The organism is Streptomyces diversicolor, from assembly GCF_057537855.1.
In genome coordinates this window covers 170529-188066 of record NZ_BAAJXA010000014.1, presented here as the reverse complement: position 1 = coordinate 188066, position 17538 = coordinate 170529, and the positions used below count along the sequence as shown (strand labels likewise).

Annotated in this window: 16 protein-coding genes; 4 read left to right on the top strand and 12 right to left on the bottom strand. The window is 70.0% G+C overall.

Annotation, left to right across the window (positions count from 1 at the left end; translation table 11 throughout):
* Positions 1-31 precede the first annotated feature (31 nt).
* From AC27LF_RS18850 to AC27LF_RS18810, 9 genes are all read right to left on the bottom strand, one after another.
* A complete protein-coding gene (locus tag AC27LF_RS18850; RefSeq protein WP_479657206.1) occupies positions 32-625 on the bottom strand; it encodes a Uma2 family endonuclease in 594 nt (197 codons plus the stop codon).
* A gap of 95 nt (positions 626-720) precedes the next feature.
* Complete coding sequence (locus AC27LF_RS18845) at positions 721-2004, bottom strand: thymidine phosphorylase (RefSeq protein ID WP_479657168.1); 1284 nt, start codon at positions 2002-2004, stop codon at positions 721-723.
* A 64-nt stretch (positions 2005-2068) separates the two neighbouring features.
* Positions 2069-2470 carry a cytidine deaminase gene (locus AC27LF_RS18840; protein ID WP_479657167.1) on the bottom strand — a complete coding sequence of 134 codons (402 nt, stop codon included), beginning with the start codon at positions 2468-2470 and terminating at the stop codon, positions 2069-2071.
* Complete coding sequence (locus tag AC27LF_RS18835; RefSeq protein WP_479657166.1) at positions 2467-3729, bottom strand: ABC transporter permease; 1263 nt, start codon at positions 3727-3729, stop codon at positions 2467-2469. The genes AC27LF_RS18840 and AC27LF_RS18835 overlap by 4 nt, the downstream gene beginning before the upstream one ends.
* Positions 3729-4850, bottom strand: a complete 1122-nt coding sequence (locus AC27LF_RS18830) for an ABC transporter permease (protein ID WP_479657165.1) — start codon at positions 4848-4850, stop codon at positions 3729-3731. The genes AC27LF_RS18835 and AC27LF_RS18830 overlap by 1 nt, the downstream gene beginning before the upstream one ends.
* On the bottom strand, positions 4847-6493 hold the full coding sequence (locus AC27LF_RS18825; RefSeq protein WP_479657205.1) for an ABC transporter ATP-binding protein: 1647 nt from the start codon (positions 6491-6493) through the stop codon (positions 4847-4849). Before AC27LF_RS18825 ends, AC27LF_RS18830 begins: the two co-directional genes overlap by 4 nt.
* A gap of 221 nt (positions 6494-6714) precedes the next feature.
* Positions 6715-7761: a BMP family lipoprotein gene (locus tag AC27LF_RS18820; protein WP_479657164.1), complete on the bottom strand. Its 1047-nt coding sequence runs from the start codon at positions 7759-7761 to the stop codon at positions 6715-6717.
* Between the two features lie 222 nt (positions 7762-7983).
* Positions 7984-9042, bottom strand: coding sequence for a BMP family lipoprotein (locus AC27LF_RS18815; protein ID WP_479657204.1), 1059 nt, complete (start codon positions 9040-9042; stop codon positions 7984-7986).
* Positions 9043-9287: 245 nt separating this feature from the next.
* Positions 9288-10628, bottom strand: a complete 1341-nt coding sequence (locus AC27LF_RS18810; protein ID WP_479657163.1) for an amidohydrolase — start codon at positions 10626-10628, stop codon at positions 9288-9290.
* 270 nt (positions 10629-10898) lie between these two features.
* Here AC27LF_RS18810 and AC27LF_RS18805 point away from each other — a divergent pair, with 270 nt between their 5' ends.
* Positions 10899-11594 (top strand): class I SAM-dependent DNA methyltransferase, encoded by a 696-nt coding sequence (locus tag AC27LF_RS18805; RefSeq protein WP_479657162.1) that lies wholly within the window; start codon positions 10899-10901, stop codon positions 11592-11594.
* A 221-nt stretch (positions 11595-11815) separates the two neighbouring features.
* Here AC27LF_RS18805 and AC27LF_RS18800 read toward each other — a convergent pair whose 3' ends face one another.
* Positions 11816-12589: a polysaccharide deacetylase family protein gene (locus AC27LF_RS18800; RefSeq protein WP_479657161.1), complete on the bottom strand. Its 774-nt coding sequence runs from the start codon at positions 12587-12589 to the stop codon at positions 11816-11818.
* A 766-nt stretch (positions 12590-13355) separates the two neighbouring features.
* Between AC27LF_RS18800 and AC27LF_RS18795 the strand changes: the two genes are divergently transcribed.
* The gene (locus AC27LF_RS18795) at positions 13356-14597 is read left to right on the top strand and encodes a helix-turn-helix domain-containing protein (RefSeq protein WP_479657160.1); all 1242 of its coding nucleotides are present in this window, start codon (positions 13356-13358) and stop codon (positions 14595-14597) included.
* Positions 14598-14664: 67 nt separating this feature from the next.
* Here the strand turns inward: AC27LF_RS18795 and AC27LF_RS18790 are convergent, their stop codons facing one another.
* Positions 14665-15798 (bottom strand): helix-turn-helix domain-containing protein, encoded by a 1134-nt coding sequence (locus tag AC27LF_RS18790; protein ID WP_479657159.1) that lies wholly within the window; start codon positions 15796-15798, stop codon positions 14665-14667.
* Between the two features lie 56 nt (positions 15799-15854).
* The gene (locus AC27LF_RS18785; protein WP_479657158.1) at positions 15855-16259 is read right to left on the bottom strand and encodes an ATP-binding protein; all 405 of its coding nucleotides are present in this window, start codon (positions 16257-16259) and stop codon (positions 15855-15857) included.
* Between the two features lie 208 nt (positions 16260-16467).
* Here AC27LF_RS18785 and AC27LF_RS18780 point away from each other — a divergent pair, with 208 nt between their 5' ends.
* Together AC27LF_RS18780 and AC27LF_RS18775 are read left to right on the top strand one after the other, a co-directional pair.
* On the top strand, positions 16468-17319 hold the full coding sequence (locus tag AC27LF_RS18780) for a helix-turn-helix domain-containing protein (protein WP_479657157.1): 852 nt from the start codon (positions 16468-16470) through the stop codon (positions 17317-17319).
* A 7-nt stretch (positions 17320-17326) separates the two neighbouring features.
* Positions 17327-17521, top strand: coding sequence for a DUF397 domain-containing protein (locus AC27LF_RS18775; protein WP_479657156.1), 195 nt, complete (start codon positions 17327-17329; stop codon positions 17519-17521).
* Positions 17522-17538: the final 17 nt, after the last annotated feature.

Below are 17538 nucleotides of genomic sequence, written 5' to 3'. Positions count from 1 at the left end.
CATCGGCGCCCAAGGACGTTACCGCGCGGCGCTACTCGGCCGGGAACTCTCCGGTGTCGATCGTGGCTCCGAACGGCTCCGGCAGTTCGACGGGATCGCCGAACTTCACGGCACGCAGGATTCGGTACACATCGCCCTTCGGCTCTCCATAGAGCGTAATGGTGGGGCCGCCCGGAGCCCAGCGGTCAATGAGGAGGTAGAGCGGAACGCCTGCCTGCGCGTATCCAGCGGCCTTCTTGATGCGGTCGTTACTGGCGTTGGACTTGGACGTGACCTCGACGATCAGCTCAGCCGCAGCCGCTGAGACGTAGTTGGGCCCCTCCGCGCGCAGTACCTCCCTCGGCACCACCGCAAGGTCGGGCACGTAGAGGCCGTCGCGGGACGGCACGGCCATGCCCAACGTCTGGTAGATACCCCAGCGACGGGGGATGACCTGATACAGCTCGTACTGCAACAGTTCGGCAATGTCGTTGTGGACGTTGGACGGCGGTGGTGCCACGGTGACGATCCCCTCGATGATCTCCACCTTGCAGCCCTCTGGCGCGTCCGTCTCCTGCCAGATCCGGACGAGGCCGTCCCACTCGTGGCCGCTGGCCGTCGTGTGGTCGACGGTGAGTGCGCTCATGGCGGTCTCCAATCGGTGCGTCACCGATCCCAGCATGCCCAACGGGACCGGTGCCGGTCCACCGGTCCCGTTCACCCGAATGGGGAAACCGCAGGTCAGGCGATACGTTCCAGCACTACGGGGGACGCCGTGAAGGCCGTGCCCGGCGCCGCGATGTCGTAGGAACCCTCCACCGCCTGGAGCGCGTACGCGAACCGCTCCGGGGTGTCCGTGTGCAGGGTCAGCAGGGGCTGACCCGCGGTCACCTTCTCGCCCGGCTTGGCGTGCAGTTCGACGCCCGCCGCCGCCTGCACCGGGTCCTCCTTGCGGGCGCGCCCCGCGCCGAGGCGCCAGGCGGCGACGCCGATGTCGTAGGCGTCGAGGCGGGTGAGGACACCGCCGGCCGGGGCGGTGACGGTGTGCTGTTCGCGCGAGGCGGGCAGCGGGGCGTCGGGGTCGCCGCCCTGCGCCGCGATCATCCGGCGCCAGACGTCCATGGCGGAGCCGTCGGCCAGGGCCTTGGCCGGGTCGGCGTCCGTGATGCCCGCCGCGGCCAGCATCTCCCGGGCCAGGGCGAGGGTCAGCTCCACCACGTCAGCGGGGCCGCCGCCGGCCAGTACCTCGACGGACTCGCGGACCTCCAGGGCGTTGCCGGCCGTGCGGCCGAGCGGGGTGGCCATGTCCGTGAGGAGCGCGATGGTCCGCACCCCGTGGTCCGTGCCGAGGCCGACCATGGTCGAGGCCAGCTCGCGGGCGTCCTCGATGGTCTTCATGAAGGCGCCGGTGCCCACCTTGACGTCCAGCACGAGCGAGCCGGTGCCCTCGGCGATCTTCTTCGACATGATCGAGGAGGCGATGAGGGGGATCGCCTCGACCGTGCCGGTGACGTCGCGCAGCGCGTACAGCTTCTTGTCGGCGGGGGCCAGGCCGTCGCCGGCCGCGCAGATCACCGCGCCGGTGGTGTCGAGGACGTCCAGCATCTCCTCGTTGGACAGCAGCGCCCGCCAGCCGGGGATGGACTCCAGCTTGTCGAGGGTGCCGCCGGTGTGGCCGAGGCCGCGCCCGGACAACTGCGGCACGGCGGCCCCGCAGGCCGCCACCAGGGGCGCGAGCGGCAGCGTGATCTTGTCGCCGACGCCGCCGGTGGAGTGCTTGTCGGCGGTCGGGCGGGACAGTGAGGAGAAGTCCATGCGCTCGCCGGAGGCGATCATCGCGGCGGTCCAGCGGGCGATCTCCCGCCGGTTCATGCCGTTGAGCAGGATGGCCATCGCGAGCGCGGACATCTGCTCGTCGGCGACCTCCCCGTGGGTGTAGGCGTCGATGACCCAGTCGATCTGCTCGTCGGTCAGCTCTCCGCGGTCCCGCTTGGTGCGGATGACGGAGACGGCGTCCATGGCCATGGCCTTCCTTCCGGAATTGCGCAGATGCGGCCCCCCGAGCGAGGCCGAGGGGGCCGCACGGGAGTTACTTGGTGAGGTGGTCGGGGCCGAAGGCCTGGGGCAGCATCCGGGACAGCGGCAGGACGCCCTCGGGGGTGTCGAGGAGCAGGTCGGACCCGCCGAACTCGTACAGCAGCTGGCGGCAGCGGCCGCACGGCACGAGCAGCGCGCCCGTGCCGTCCACGCAGGTGAAGTGCGTGAGCCGGCCGCCCCCGGTGCGCCGCAGTGCGGAGACAAGGCCGCACTCGGCGCACAGGCCGAGACCGTAGGAGGCGTTCTCGACGTTGCAGCCGGAGACCGTGCGCCCGTCGTCGACCAGGGCCGCCGCCCCGACGGGGTAGCCCGAGTAGGGGGCGTACGCGTGGGTCATGGCCTCCCGCGCCTCGGCGCGCAGCGCCTCCCAGTCGACGGCGGCGGGCCCGGTCACTTGCCCTGTCCCTTCCGGTACGGCAGGCCGTCCGCCTTCGGCATCCGCAGGGACTGCGCGGACAGCGACAGCACGAGCAGGGTGACGAGGTAGGGGGTGGCGGTGACGAGCTGGCGCGGGACCTCGTTGGTGGTGGCGTACCAGACGAACATCAGGGCGGCGACCACGGCGGTGACGACGGCCGGTACGTACCGCTTGCGCCAGGCGAGGTAGGCCGCGCCGAACACCAGCAGGATGGCGAGGAGCAGGATCAGCGCGTGCACGTTCACCGTGCCGCCGCGCAGGTTGAGGCTGTCGGTGTAGCCGAACAGGCCGGCGCCCAGCGCGAGGCCGCCCGGCATCCAGTTGCCGAAGATCATCGCGGCGAGGCCGATGTAGCCGCGGCCGGCGGTCTGGCCGTCGAGGTAGACGTTCGAGGCGACGATGGACAGGAACGCGCCGCCGAGGCCCGCGAAGCCACCCGAGATGATCACCGCGATGTACTTGTACTTGTAGACGTTGACGCCGAGGGATTCGGCGGCCACCGGGTTCTCGCCGCAGGAGCGCAGCCGCAGCCCGAAGGCCGTGCGCCACAGCACCCACCAGCTGAGCGGCACCAGCGCCACCGCGATGACGGTGAGCGGCGACAGGTCGGTGACCAGCCCGCCGAGCAGTCCCGCGATATCGGAGACGAGGAACCAGTGCTTCTGGTTGAGGGTGTCCAGCCAGCCGGACAGGCCGGGGATGTCGAAGCTGCCCAGGGAGCTGATCGGCGGGGACTGCTTCGCGGAGCCCTGGGGCGCGTCGGCGAAGGTGAACTTCGACAGATAGCGGGTGGTGCCGAGGGCGAGGATGTTGAGGGCCACACCGGAGACGATGTGGTTGACGTTGAAGGTGACGGTGGCGATGGCGTGCAGCACGGCGCCGAGGGCGCCGCCGATCACACCGAAGAGCACACCGGTCCACGGGCCCCACTGGTAGCCGGCCCAGGCGCCGAACCAGGTGCCGAGGATCATCATGCCTTCGAGGCCGATGTTGACGACGCCGGAGCGCTCGGCCCACAGGCCGCCGAGGCCCGCGAGGCCGATCGGCACGGCGAGGCGCAGGGCGGTGGACATCTGGCCGGTCGAGGTGATGCCGTCCGCGCCGGTGATCAGGCGGACGATCGAGGTCAGCACCAGGACGCCCGCGATGACCAGCAGGAGTACCGGGAGCGACAGGCGGCGGCCGCCCTTGGCGGGCTGCTTCGCCTTCGGCTTCGCGACGGTCGCGGTGCTCATCAGGCCGCCACCTCTTCCTTCTTGACGTTGAGGGCGGCGGCGGCCAGCTCGGCGCCGACCTGGCGCTGCTGGCGGCGCAGGCCCCACTGGCGTACGGCCTCGTACGAGATGACGACCGCGAAGACGATCAGGCCCTGCATGATCGTGGCGATCTCCTTCTCGTACGCCACCGGGGTCGCGTAGTCGAGGGCGGGCGATGCCTTGTCGAGGAAGGCCCACAGCAGGGCGGCGAGGGCGATGCCTCCGGGGTGGTTGCGGCCGAGCAGGGCGATGCCGATGGCGGTGAACCCGAGGCCCGCCGGGAAGCTCAGGCTGTAGGTGTGGGTGTCGCCGAGCAGCAGCGGCAGGCCGGACAGGCCCGCGACCGCGCCGGAGATCAGCATGGAGGTCAGCACCATCCGCTTGGCGTTGACGCCGGAGGCCGCGGCGGCCGTCTCGGAGGCGCCGGTGGCGCGCAGGTCGAAGCCGAACCGGGTGCGGTTGAGGACGATCCAGTACAGGACGCCCAGCAGCACGGCGAGGAAGACCAGGCCGTAGATCTCGCCGACGTCGGAGCCCAGGTCGATGCCGGGGAACCAGCCGGACTTCTCCATGACGCCGGTCGTCATGTTGTTGCCGACCTGGACGCCCCAGACGTCGGCGAGGGTGACATAGCCGATGAGCGAGGTCGCGATGGAGTTCAGCATGATCGTGGCGACGACCTCGCTGACGCCGCGAGTGACCTTCAGGACGCCGGCGATGCCGGCCCAGAAGGCGCCGGTGAACATGGCGACCAGCAGGAGCAGCGGTATCTGCACGAAGCCCGGCAGGGCGATGTTCGCGCCGACGACGGCGGTCATCACCGCGGCGAGCCGGTACTGGCCGTCGACGCCGATGTTGAACAGGTTCATCCGGAAGCCGAGGGCGACCGCGAGGGCGGCGATGTAGTACAGGGACGCCTGGTTGACGATCAGGACCTGGATGTCCGAGTACGGCAGCTGCTCCAGCATCAGCCGGTACGGCTCGAACGGGTTCTTCCCCGAGGCGAGCAGCACGATCGAGGTCAGCGCGATCGCGAGGAGGAGCGCGATGACCGGTCCGGCCACCGCGAGGAGCACCCGCTCCTTGTCGAACTTCTTCATCGGGCCTCGTCCTCCGGACCGGCGCTTGCGTGTTCGAGGTGGCCGGAGGCGGCACCCGTCATGGCCGAGCCCAGTTCCTCCGGGGTGATGGCGGCCGGGTCGGCGTCCGCGACCAGCCTGCCGTCGTAGATCACCCGCAGGGTGTCCGACAGGCCGATCAGCTCGTCCAGGTCGGCGGAGATCAGCAGCACGGCCAGGCCCTCCCGGCGGGCCTCGCGGATGCGGTCCCAGATCTGTGCCTGGGCGCCGACGTCCACACCGCGGGTGGGGTGGGCGGCGATCAGGAACTTCGGGTCGTGGCTCATCTCGCGGCCGACGATCAGCTTCTGCTGGTTGCCGCCGGACAGCGAGGCCGCGGTGACGTCGATGCCGGGGGTGCGGACGTCGTACGCCTCGACGATCCGGCGGGTGTCGGCCTGGGCGCCCTTGGGGTCGAGCCAGAAGCCCTTGGCGTTGGGCTTCTCGGTGACATGGCCGAGGATGCGGTTCTCCCACAGCGGGGCTTCCAGCAGCAGTCCCTGGCGGTGGCGGTCCTCGGGGATGTAGCCGACGCCGGACTCGCGGCGCCTGCGGGTGGGCCAGGAGGTGATGTCCTCGCCCAGGAAGAGGATCCGGCCAAAGTCGGCGCTCCTGGTGCCGATCAGCGCGTCGATCAGTTCGGTCTGCCCGTTGCCCTCGACGCCGGCGATGCCCATGACCTCGCCGGCGCGGATGGTGAAGGAGACGTCGTCGAGGACGCGTTTGGCCTCGCCCGTGCCCGTGAAGGCGGTGAGCCCGTCGCCGGCGGGTTCGGCCTCGGCGCCGAGGGAGGCGCCGCCGGCGTGGACGGTGAGGTTCTTCACCTCCAGCACGACCCGGTCGGTGACGGTGGACTCGGCGGTCTCCGGGGTGGGCAGTTCGCTGCCGACCATCATCTCGGCGAGCTGGCGCGAGGTGGTCTCGGAGGGGATCGCGGTGCCGACCGTCGTGCCGCGCCGGATGACGGTGATGTCGTCCGCGACGGACAGCACCTCGCCGAGCTTGTGCGAGATGAAGATGACGGACAGGCCCTCCGCCTTGAGTTCCCGCAGGTTGTCGAAGAGCGCGTCGACCTCCTGCGGTACGAGGACGGCGGTCGGCTCATCGAGGATCAGGGTCCTGGCGCCGCGGTAGAGGACCTTGAGGATCTCCACCCGCTGCCGGTCGGCGACGCCCAGGTCCTCCACCAGCGCGTCCGGGCGGACGCCCAGGCCGTACCGGTCGGAGATCTCCTTGATCTTCCGGCGGGCGGCGCCGCCGATGCCGTACAGCTTCTCGCTGCCGAGCGCCACGTTCTCCAGGACGGTCATGTTGTCCGCCAGCATGAAGTGCTGGTGGACCATGCCGATGCCGCGGGCGATGGCGTCGGCGGGGCTGCCGAAGGCGACCTCCTCGCCGTCGACGCGGATGGTGCCCTCGTCCGGCTTCTGCATGCCGTAGAGGATCTTCATCAGGGTCGACTTGCCGGCGCCGTTCTCGCCGACGAGGGCGTGCACGGTGCCCTTGCGGACGGTCAGGTGGATGTCGTGGTTGGCGACGACACCCGGGAATCGTTTGGTGATGCCCGCGAGCTGCACCGCGGCTGTCGTCGAAGCGGTGGGCGGAGGGCTGCTGGACGCGTCGATGGCGCACTCTCCTCGGGAAAGGGGCCGCTCTACGCGCGTAGCGCCCCTACTTTAAATAGTGCTCGGACCCGATCGACCCTTTCGCACTCGATCCGTTCCGAGCATTCTGCCGTGCGAACGGGGCGCGGAGAGGTCATCCTCCCCGCACCCCGTTCCGTGGCCGTAACGCTGCCATTACAGCGCTCTTTTGACCATGCCCCGGACAACGCCGGGACCCTCGGTCAGGAGGTCTTGACCTTGATGCTGCCGTTCTTGATGCCGTCCTCGGCCTTCTTGAGCGCGGCCTGGAGGTCGGCGTTGCCCTTGAAGGTCGGGTTGGTGTCCGCGAGACCGACGCCGCCGTTGTCCAGGGAGCCGCGGATCTCGCCCGTGAGCGGCTTCTTGTCCTTGATCACGGACTGGGCGAGGTCGTACACCGCGCCCTCGACGTTCTTCAGCGCCGAGGTCAGGATGTAGTCCTTGTACTTGGCGAGCGCGGACTGCGCGTACTGGTCGGAGTCGACGCCGATCGCCCACACCTTGTGCTCGGCGGCGGCCTTGATGACGCCCTGGCCGGACAGACCCGCCGCGTGGTAGACGACGTCGGCACCGGCGTCGATCTGGCCGTTCGCGGCGTTCTCGCCCTTGTCCGGGCTGGAGAAGCCGCCCTCCTGGGCGGTCTCCGTCAGATACTGCTTCTCGATCTTGATCTTCGGGTTGACGGACTGGGCGCCCTGGATGAAGCCCGCCTCGAACTTGTGGATCAGCGGGATGTCCACGCCGCCGACGAAGCCGATGTGGTTCTTCTTGGTGGTCTTGGCCGCGGCCACGCCCGCCAGGTACGAGGACTGCTCCTCGTGGAAGACCATGTCGGCGACGTTCTTCGCCTTGATGGTGTCGTCGTCGATGATGCCGAAGGTGACCTTCGGGTACTTCGCCGCGACCTCCTTGACGGCCGGGGCATAGGAGTAGCCGACCCCGATGATCGGGTTGTAGCCCTGCTTGGCCAGCGTCTCCAGGCGCTGCACCTTGTCCGCGTCGGACTCGCCGTCCTGCGGCTCGATGTCCCGCCCGCCGACGCCGAACTCCTTCTCGGCCTTCTGCAGGCCGGCGTAGGCGGCGTCGTTGAACGACTGGTCGCCCTTGCCGCCGACGTCGTACGCCAGACCGATACCCTTGGACTCCCCACCGTCCTTGGACGAGGTGGACGAGCTGCCGCAGGCGGAAACGGTGACGGCGAGGGCTGCGGTTGCAACGCCTGCAACCGCTATACGGGACACCCGGCGCATGGAACGAGACTCCTTCGTGCAAGCGCCCATACCAGGCGCTGATTCCGCCGCAGCGTAACGCGCGTAGACCAGACGGAAAACCCCTTCTGTCCGGTCCGTTACCGAGCTGTGGCCGCAGTCGGGGCCGTAATGACACACAGCGGCGCGCCCCTTGCCGTCGGCAAGGGGCGCACGCTGCGACGATGTCCGCGCGGCCGGGTGGGCCGCGTCAGCGCCGCCTGATCACTGGGTGTTGACGGTCACCTTGCCGCCGACGATGTCCTGCTCGGCCTTGTCCACGGCGGCGACGACGTCCTTCATCGCCTGGTACTTCGGGTTGCTGTCCGCAAAGCCCACCCCGCCCGACTTGAGGTCGCCGCGCACCTCGCCGCTGAGCGGCTTGCCGTCGACGACGGACTTGGCGAGGTCGTACACGGCTCCGCCGACGTTCTTCAGGGCCGATCCGAGGATGTAGTCCTTGTACTTGGCCAGCGCGCTCTGCCCGTACTGGTCGGAGTCGACGCCGATCGCCCACACCTTGTGCTCGGCGGCGGCCTGGATGACGCCCTGCCCGGAGAGCCCTGCCGCGTGGTAGATGACGTCCGCGCCGGCCTCGACCTGGCCGTTGGCCGCGTCCTTGCCCTTGTCGGGGCTGGAGAAGCCGCCCTCCTGCGCGGTCTGCGTCAGATACTGCTTCTCGATCTTGATCTTCGGGTTGATGGACTGGGCGCCCTGGATGAACCCGGCCTCGAACTTGTGGATCAGCGGGATGTCCACGCCGCCGACGAAGCCGATGTGGTTCTTCTTGGTGGTCTTGGCCGCCGCGACACCCGCCAGATACGACGCCTGTTCCTCGTGGAAGACCATGTCGGCGACGTTCTTCGCCTTGATGGTGTCGTCGTCGATGATGCCGAAGGTGACCTTCGGGTACTTCGCCGCGACCTCCTTGACGGCCGGGGCATAGGAGTAGCCGACCCCGATGATCGGGTTGTAGCCCTGCTTGGCCAGGGTTTCCAGGCGCTGCACCTTGTCCGCGTCGGACTCGCCGTCCTGCGGCTCGATGTCCCGCCCGCCGATCTTGAATTCCTTCTCCGCCTTCTGGAAACCGGCGTAGGCGGCGTCGTTGAACGACTGGTCGCCCTTGCCGCCGATGTCGTACGCGAGGCCGATGCCCTTGCCCGAGTACGTGCCGTCGTCGGACGAACCGGCGGAATCGCTGCTGGACTTGCCGCAACCGGCGGCCGCGAGGGCGACGACCGCGACGGTGGCCGCAACGTGGGAGAACCTCGTCCTCCGAGAGATCAGACGCACAGCAAGCACCCCTTTGTCCCCACGGCACCGTCACCGGTCCGCTTCTTCCCCAATGTGCCGCCTCTGGTGGCGATGTCGGCGCACAGTAACGCGCGTAGAAGGGGAGGGGAACGGGATTGCGCCCGGCCGTTATCGATTCGTGCCGCCCCTGGGTTACCACCATGCTTCAGCGGTTACGCCCGGGTGACACAAGGGGACGAAGGGGTACCGATCCGGCACCCCTTCGGTCCGCGGCGCTACCGTGCCGCGTCGAGCAGGGCGGCGGCGGTGAACAGCTCCACGCCCACCGCGATGGCGTACTCGTCCACGTCGAAGTCGCCCTGGTGCAGATCGCGCACCTGGCGCTCCCCGGGCGGCCGGACACCGAGCCGGGCCATGGCGCCCGGCACATGCTCCAGGTACCAGGAGAAGTCCTCGCCGCCCAGGCTCTGCTCGGTGCCCTCGACGGACTCCGCGCCGCGCCGCGCGACCATGGCGTCCCGTAGCAGTTCGGTCATCGCCGGGTCGTTGACGACGGGCGGCACCCCGCGCACATAGGTGATCTCCGACTTCGCCCGGTGCAGGGTGGCGACCTCGTCGATGGCGGCGTGCACCACGTCCGGGGCCAGCCGCCAGGCCGCGAGGTCCAGGCAGCGCACGGTGCCGGACAACTCGGCGTGCTGCGGGATCACGTTCGGCGCGTGGCCCGACTCGATCCGCCCCCAGGTCACGGCGAGCCCGCCGCGGCTGTCCACCCGCCGGGCCACCAGCGCGGGCACATCGACGGCGACCCGGGCCGCGGCGGTCACCAGATCGGTGGTGAGATGCGGCCGGGCGGTGTGTCCACCGGGACCGTCGAGGGCCACTTCCAGCCGGTCGCAGGCGCTGGTGATCGCGCCCTGCCGCAGCCCGATCCGGCCGGCGTCCACCCGCGGGTCGCAGTGCACGGCGATGATCCGCCCCACCCCGTCGAGCACGCCGGACTCGATGGCGTCGGCGGCGCCGCCGGGCAGCACCTCCTCGGCGGGCTGGAAGATCAGCCGGACGGGCCGCGGCAGCAGGCCCTGCCGGTGCAGCTCGGCGAGGACCAGGCCGGTGCCCAGCACCACGGTGGTGTGCACGTCGTGCCCGCAGGCGTGGGCGCGGTCGGGCACGGTGGAGCGGTAGGCGCACCCGCTCTTGGAGTCCGGGATGGGCAGGGCGTCGATGTCGGCGCGCAGGGCGAGGAGGGGGCCGGGGATGGGCCTGGAGGCGGAGCCGGGGGTGGGCGCGGAGTCGGGGGTGAGCCCGGAGGCCGAGGCGGGGGCCGCGCCGGTGGCAGGCCCGGGGGCGGAGGCAGGGGCGGATGCGGGGGCGGCTGCCTCCGTCACGCCGATGTCACAGACGAGACCGGTTCCCAGGGGCAGGACGCGGGGTTCGAGACCGGCCTGTTCGAGCCGGGCCTTGATCGCCGCGGTCGTACGGAACTCCTGGTTGCCGAGTTCGGGGTGCATGTGCAGGTCGCGCCGGAACGCCACCAGCTCGGCGTAGAGCGCCTCGCTCAGCGTGCCGGGGAGCACGGCATCCTCGGGAAGATCGGCCTCGGACTCTGTGGACATCAGTTGGTTCACCCTCTGAAGGGTATGCCGACCGGCCGGTCAACTACCCCTCGATCAACAAAACTTCAGCCCGTTAGGCGAAGAAAATCTGGCCACTGGCCGCATAGCCGTCGACAAAGGTGGGTAAACTCGCCCGTCCGCCGACCGTGTCGATCATGAACCCAACGGTTGCTCCCTCCACGGATACCACGTCGGGCCTCCCCGGGGCCGGGGCGTCCACCCACCGAAACCTCCGCGCGGCGGGCGCCGGCGCCGGTAGCGTGCGCCGACGTGACCGATCCCACCCCGGATTTCCTCCAGGCCACCCGTTCCGCCTACGACACCATCGCCCGGGACTACGCGGCCCGCGTCCCCGACGGGCTCTCGGAGAGCCCGCTGGACGTGGCCCTGCTCACCGCCTTCGCCGAACTGGTGCGGGCGAACGGCCCCGCCCCGGTCGCCGACCTCGGCAGCGGCCCCGGACACGTCACCGCCCGGCTGCACGCGCTGGGCGTGCCGGTGTTCGGGATCGACCTCTCACCGCGCATGGTCGCGCTGGCCCGTGAGGCACATCCCGGCCTCCGCTTCCACGTCGGCTCCATGACCCGCCTGGACCTGCCGGACGGGACCCTCGGCGGCGTGCTCGCGCTGTACTCGACCATCCATGTGCCCGACGACCATCTGCCGACCGTGTTCGCGGAGATCCATCGCACGCTGGTGCCGGGCGGCCAGGTGCTGCTGGGCTTCCAGTCCGGCGACTCCGGCGACTCCGGCGACCGGGACGGCCGTACGCGCCTCACCGAGCGCTTCGGCCACGAGATCTCGCTCGACTGTCACTGGCGTACGCCGGAGACCGTCTGCGGTCTGCTCGCGGCGGCGGGGCTTGAGCCGCACGCCCGCGTCCTGCGCGAGCCCGAGGCCGGGGCCGGGGCCGAGCAGAAACTCCCCCGGGCTTTCGTCCTGGCCCGCAAGCCGGGGGTGGCGTAGTCGGCGAGGCCAGGGCGGTCTCCTGGCGTAGCCCGCAGGGCCGAGCGGCGTAGCCGACGGGGGCGGGTGGCGTGCCCGCGAGACCGGGAGACGTAGCCGGCGGAGCCGGGAGGCGTAACCCGTGAGACGTAGCCAATGGGGCCGGGAGGCGTAACCCGCGATACCGGGAGGTGTAGCTCGCGAGGCCGGGAGACGTGACCCGCGGGGCCGGGGGCCGGGGCTCAGCGCACCGGGAAGCCGAAGGAGCGGCCCTGCTGCTTGAGCCAGGGGAGGATACGGCGCAGGGCCTCGACGGTCTGGGAGCGGTCGCCGCCCGCGTCGTGGAAGAGGAGTGTCGGCCCGTTGGGCAGTTCCCGCTCGACGGTGGCGACGATGGCGTCCGTGCCCGGCAGCTCCCAGTCCTTGGTGTCCACGTTCCAGCCCAGCGGGCGCATGCCCCGGGAGGCGGCCAGTTTGCGGCTGTAGGGGGTGAAGGCCCCGCCGGGCGCCCGGTAGTACATCGGCCGTACGCCCCCGGACGCCTCGGTGATCATGCGCTCGGCGTCGAGGATCTGCTGCGACTGGTACGCGTGGGACTTGGTGTCCATGGCGGTGTCGTGCGACACCGTGTGGTCGCACAGCCGGTGACCGTCGGCCACCACCTTCTTCACCAGGTCCGGGTGGGCCTGCGCCTGCGTCCCCACCATGCAGAAGGTGGCCTTCACCCCGTACTCCCGCAGCAGGTCGAGTACTTGAGGGGTCCATACGGGGTCGGGGCCGTCGTCGATGGTGATGTTGACGCCGCGCTCCCCCTTGTCCGAGGCGTGCGCGATGCTCACCTCCACCGGCGTGATGTCACCGCCCGGTGTGGGCGACGCGGTGGCATGCGACGACGGGCTGCCCGCGGCACCGGCCTGCGCGGTCCACACCGAGGCGCCGGCGGCCAGCACCGTCACCCCGAGCGCCGCCCCGACCACCTTGCCGTACCAGCCCCGCTTCGCGCCGTGCCGTGTCATGCCCGCCCCGCCTTCCCGCAGTTACTCGCCGGTCGTTGGCCGCCTTCCGACCACATGACAGGACGACGGACGGCGGCCGGGGGATGCGTCTGTTACCGACCGCGGACACTTCCGGGCAATTTCAGGGACAACTCCGTTGGGGTGAGCCGCCTCTCCTCAGGCCGACGCGAGTTCACACCGCACGCATGCGTCCTCCAACTCGCCTGCCCGTACCTGGGTTTGAAGCGGAGGCGGCGGCTCGGGATCGGTGTCCCAGACGCCGCTGTCCACAGGGCGGTTCACGGCAGCCTTCACCGTGACTTCTGCCTCCGGGACTGCATATACCCGGCCCTCGCCTGAGCGCAGGCCACGGCGACCGACGCGAAGCCCGCAGGCACCAACTCGGCGCAACCGGAATGCGCCCAGTAAGCCCAGCCCGGCCCACTGGCGGCCTCCTCATGGTGCGGAGGTGAGCGTGTCCACGTCCGCAGGAGCCGGGGGCAGGACGTCGGGGTTGTCATCCGGGCCGAGCAGCAGGGCCGCCGTGGCCCGCATCGTGGCAACGTCCGGCGGGGTTTGATCCTGTCCTGCCACGGCAGGCGGGCGGGCTGTAGCTTGCATGTGTCGGCGCTCCCTCAAAGCGTTGGCCATGCCCCCGGGCCGTCGCCACGGTCGCGGGGGTCCGGCATGTCCGGAAGCCCCATCGAATCGTTCGGGGCAGAACGGGGAGAGGAGCCGCGCAGGGGGCCAGGGAGGGGCCACACTGGACGGGAGAGGGGGCCGGCGGGTGACGACTGAACGGCGACGGCAGTTCGGGGCGTACTTGGCACGGCTGAGGCGCGATGCTCATAAGAGTCAGAGACAGCTTGCCGCCGTGCTGTGCACGGTCTCGGACACGCGGTCACTCACGCGGAACGACGTCTCCCGATGGGAGCGCGGAGAACGCATTCCGGAATCCTGGCTCCCGTTCATCGCGGAAGTCCTCGGGGCTCCTGCCGTCGAGCTGGAACGGGCCGCTGCCTACGCCCGAGGCGAGTTGGGCGTGCCTCCGTTCGGGGCCGCCGCGGTCCTCTCGGAGCTGATCCCGCCAGGTGATTCGCTGACACCACTGGCCACCCCGATCGGCCGCCGCGTCGGCGGCGATGACGTGGCACGCCTCGCCGCCCGCGTGCACGGCTTCCGACTCGCTGACGACGTGCTGACCGGGGGCGATCTCTTGGCGCCCGTATTCCGGGAACTCGATGCGGCAATGCGGCTGTACCGCGAGAGCACGCACACTGAAGCCGTCGCCGGCGCGCTGCTGGCCCAGGTCGGTGAACTGGCCCAGATCGCTGGATGGATCGCCAGTGACGCCGGGCAGCTCGCACAGGCTGAGCGCGCGTATCGCATCGGGATCGAAGCGGCACGGCAGGCGGGTGATCCCGCACTGGTTGCGAACCTCGCAGGAAGCCTTGCCTACCAGCTCAGCAATACCGGGCACGAGCGCGCCGGGCTTGATCTCGCCCGTGCGGCCGTGGACGAGGCCGGGCGGGACGCCCCTGCCAAGACGCGTGCGCTGTTCTTCGACCGCGTGGCGTGGGCTCATACGCGCGTCGGAGAGCCGCAACCCGCCATGCAGGCGCTCGGGCAGGCGCACGACGCGCTGACAGAAGCGGATGACAGGGCGCCCCAGTGGGCGTACTGGGTGAGCAGGGAAGAGCTTGAGGTGATGGACGCGCGGGTCTTCACCGAACTGCACCGTCCGTTGCGCGCGGTTCCGTTGCTGGCTGACGTTCTGAGTCGGTACGACGCCACGCACGCACGAGAGGTCGTCCTGTACCGCTCATGGCTTGCCGTGGCCCTTGCCGACGCCAACGAACCGGAGCAAGCAGCCGAGGAAACCCGACGTGTCGTCTCCGCATCGGTGGCCATGACGAGCGAACGCACTGCGTCGCGGGCTCGCGTCGTACTTCAACGGCTCCGGGATTTTGAGGGAGTGCCCGAGGTTCGCACCTTGCTTCACGATCACGGACATCTGCTCAGCGCATAGGGGCGCCCGCAGCGCGGCGGTTGCTGTTGCTGTTGCTGTCTGAGCGGAACTTCCTGCTGCGTAAGACCTATCCGGCAGCCGCCACCTCGTGCGCGGCGTCCGCGAGCCATGACGGGGCGTCCCGGTCGATGGCGCGCAGCGTGGACCGGAGGCGAACGCGGGTCCGGGACGATGTGACCGCGCGCACGATCGGTTCGAGCCGCAGCAGCGGCGCTTCGGCCTCCCGCCACGCTCCGAGCCGTACCAGAACGGTCAACTCCGCGAGCACGTTGCCGAACTCACGGCGGCCCCCGTCGTGAGAGGCCGCCGAACTGCGCTGGAGGTGCGGCAGCGCCGCGCGCGGGTCTCCGAGGCTCAGCAGCGTTTCCCCGGTGTGCAGGCCCACTTCGGTGGCGTCGATCCACCACGTGAATGCGGGGTCGTTGGCCTGTATGGAGTCCTGGAGTCCCCCTGCGGCCCGCTCCAGGGCGTCCAGGGCGCGCGTCCGGTCTCCGGCCTGCGCGAGGCTGCGCGCGCGCCGTACGCGGGCCATGAGCGCCACGCGGCCGGGCACCTCCCGGCCGGTCAGCAACTCGTCCGTGATCGCCATAGCCTCACCTGCGCGGCCGGTGTGCACGTCGTTCATGGCGATCAGGTCCAGGATGAACCACTCCAGCGGGCCGTCCCCGGCAAGACGGGCCAGGGTGTGCGCCTCCGCGAGTGTGGCGCGTGCCTCGCGGAACCGGGCGGCGTCGTGGAGCAGCCACCCGGCTACTTCCCCGATCTCCGCCACCTGGGCGAGGTGCTGCTTGTCCTCACCCATGATCCGGCCCCGTTCGGCCTCCCACACCTGCACGGCGGCGTCCGCCACGTGGTCCCCGCCGTGGCGGTTGTCGTGGGCGAGCAGCCACCCCACGGCGTCCTGCACGTAGGTGTCCGGCTCGCGGTCCGGGCACCCTGGCGGCTCTGCTCCGTCCCGGGCCCGCGCGGCTTCCCGCTCCAGGCCGTCCAGCGGCACCCCGAGCACCTGCGCGAGTGGCGGTAACCACGCGTCCGGGATGCGCCCGCCGCGCTCCCACCGGGAGACTTCGTTGCGCGTCAGTGTGGTGATACCGGAAGTGACGCACAGCCGGAGCGCCAGCGAGCGCTGCGAGAGACCCGCGCTCTTGCGCAGGCCCGCCAGGTGGACGCCGAACCGGGCGCGTCTCGCTTGGTCGTTCATGCGGTGCCTCCTGCGACGCCCTTGGAACCCCACCGCACCGAGTTCACCGTCCCGCTTCAGGCCACCGCAAGTTCGCACCATACGTATTTCCCCCGCTCCCCGAAGCGGGCCGAGGGCCGCCAGCCCCAGTAGTCGGCGCAGGCCCTCACCAGGGCGAGCCCCCGCCCCTCCTCCAACTCGGCGGCGTGACAGAGCGATTGTGGCGGAGGTGGCGGCACGGGGTCTGTGTCCCAGGCGCCGATCCACACCACGCCCTCCGGGGAGCGGCGCACCCGGAGCGCGGCGGGCCCCTTCGTGTGCCGTACGGCATTGGAGACCAGCTCCGCGGCCAGCAGCTCCGCGGTGTCCACGAGGCCGATCAGCCCGTGCAGGGTGAGGATCAGCCGAAGCGTGCGGCGGCACACCGTGACGGCTCTGAGGTCGTTGGGGATGTAGAGGGTGTAGTCCCAGGTTTCGGGCATGCGGCATCAACTCCGTTGAGGTCAGCGGGATTTCACGAGCGGTGGCATTGCCGCGGCCGTCATGGCAGGACGAAGCGGTGCACTTCCGCTTCGCGTTCGTCACATCACTGACAGTAGGGGCCAATTTTGGTCCCACGCAAGTCGTTGCCATAGTCTGGCGCTCGAACGAGTCACAGCCTGAAGGAAGTTGGGCCCGGAGGAGGAAACCATGCCACGCAGACGGCAGGCCACCGCACGCCAGGCGCGACTGGGTGCTGAGCTGCGGAAACTGCGCGAGGCCGCGGGGCTCAAGGGACGTGAAGCCGCCGCACTGCTGGGCTCCGACTCCGCACAGGTGAGCCAGATCGAGGCCGGCCTCGCGGGCGTGAGCGAGGCGCGCCTGCGCAGAATCGCGGCTCACTACGCCTGCACGGACAACGAGTTGATCGAGGCCCTTGCGGGAATGGCAGCCGATCGGACACGCGGCTGGTGGGAGGAGTACCGGGGCCGTCTACCCACGTCGTTCCTGGACCTGTCGGAGCTGGAGTACTACGCCGCCTACCGTTGGGACGTGGAGTTCTTGCACGTCCCAGGGCTTCTGCAGACAGAGGACTGCGCGCGGGCCCTCTTCTCGTCTCGCGTTCCTGAACTCCCGGAATCAGAGCTGGAGTTGCGGGTGCGGCATCGCATGCAGAGGCGCGTCATCCTGGAGAGGGCACAGCCTGTCCCGTACGAGGCCGTGGTCCACGAAGCAGCGCTTCGCATGATGGTGGGCAGTCGTGCCGCCTCACGGCATCAGCTTGCTCGCGTCCTGGAGCTGTCCGAGGCCGACCACATCACGGTACGCGTGATCCCCTTCAACTTGGAGCACTTCGCCGACCTGGGCGCCGCCATGGTGTATGCGGGTGGCGCCGTCCCGAAGTTGGACACCGTCGTACGGGACGGCCCTCACGGCACGGTCTTCATCGACTCCGAAGCGCAACTGGGCGTGTTCCGAAGGCATTTCCGTAGAGTGGAGCCAGTGTCACTCGACCCCGACCGGTCGCGTGACTTCATCCACAGACTGGCGAAGGAACTGTGAGGCACACATGACCAACCGCGACCACTGGCGCAAGTCGTCCTACTCCGGTGGCGGCGACGGCAACGCCTGTGTGGAGATAGCCCAGACACACTTCAACACCTCGGTCCGCGACTCCAAGACCCCCACCAGAGCCGTCCTCACCTTCCCCACCCGCGCCTTCACCGTATTCATCGACGCCTTGAAGGAACATCCCCACCCCTGACCTCCACGGGCAACCGG

What these genes read in the sequence shown, in the direction of transcription:
- AC27LF_RS18820 (WP_479657164.1), bottom strand. Translation starts at nt 7,761, where the DNA reads ATGCGCCGGGTGTCCCGTATAGCGGTTGCAGGCGTTGCAACCGCAGCC.
- AC27LF_RS18800 (WP_479657161.1), bottom strand. Translation starts at nt 12,589, where the DNA reads ATGACACGGCACGGCGCGAAGCGGGGCTGGTACGGCAAGGTGGTCGGG.
- AC27LF_RS18835 (WP_479657166.1), bottom strand. Translation starts at nt 3,729, where the DNA reads ATGAGCACCGCGACCGTCGCGAAGCCGAAGGCGAAGCAGCCCGCCAAG.
- AC27LF_RS18775 (WP_479657156.1), top strand. Translation starts at nt 17,327, where the DNA reads ATGACCAACCGCGACCACTGGCGCAAGTCGTCCTACTCCGGTGGCGGC.
- AC27LF_RS18790 (WP_479657159.1), bottom strand. Translation starts at nt 15,798, where the DNA reads ATGAACGACCAAGCGAGACGCGCCCGGTTCGGCGTCCACCTGGCGGGC.
- AC27LF_RS18850 (WP_479657206.1), bottom strand. Translation starts at nt 625, where the DNA reads ATGAGCGCACTCACCGTCGACCACACGACGGCCAGCGGCCACGAGTGG.
- AC27LF_RS18785 (WP_479657158.1), bottom strand. Translation starts at nt 16,259, where the DNA reads ATGCCCGAAACCTGGGACTACACCCTCTACATCCCCAACGACCTCAGA.
- AC27LF_RS18845 (WP_479657168.1), bottom strand. Translation starts at nt 2,004, where the DNA reads ATGGCCATGGACGCCGTCTCCGTCATCCGCACCAAGCGGGACCGCGGA.
- AC27LF_RS18810 (WP_479657163.1), bottom strand. Translation starts at nt 10,628, where the DNA reads ATGTCCACAGAGTCCGAGGCCGATCTTCCCGAGGATGCCGTGCTCCCC.
- AC27LF_RS18830 (WP_479657165.1), bottom strand. Translation starts at nt 4,850, where the DNA reads ATGAAGAAGTTCGACAAGGAGCGGGTGCTCCTCGCGGTGGCCGGACCG.
- AC27LF_RS18780 (WP_479657157.1), top strand. Translation starts at nt 16,468, where the DNA reads ATGCCACGCAGACGGCAGGCCACCGCACGCCAGGCGCGACTGGGTGCT.